The following is a 228-nucleotide window of genomic DNA, read 5'->3' as shown; positions in this document are numbered from 1 at the left end:
ATTTTGCTTTTCATGTTCATCGCTCCTTAAAGACGCCGTTTAACATGCCGATCGCCAGGCTTAAATGAGTCGGTGTGAATCCCATCAGCGTTACCGTTTCGCGGTGCTTCTTCAGTACGCTACGGCAAATGTCATCGACGTTTTTATCCGGAAACTGCTGTCTGGCTTTTTTGATTTCAGAATTAGCCTGACGGGCTATGCTGCGAAGGGCGTTTTCCTGCTGAGGTG

Annotated in this window: 1 protein-coding gene; it reads right to left on the bottom strand. The window is 48.2% G+C overall.

The features are described 5' to 3' along the window. Positions 1 to 16: 16 nt before the first annotated feature. Positions 17 to 228, bottom strand: a 212-nt coding sequence (locus SB772_RS46385; RefSeq protein WP_220224515.1) for a hypothetical protein, incomplete at its 5' end; no start/stop codon positions are given.

It is taken from the genome of Paraburkholderia sp. SIMBA_030, assembly GCF_046535245.1.
GTDB lineage: Bacteria > Pseudomonadota > Gammaproteobacteria > Burkholderiales > Burkholderiaceae > Paraburkholderia.
This window is presented reverse-complemented; position numbering and strand designations above follow the sequence as displayed.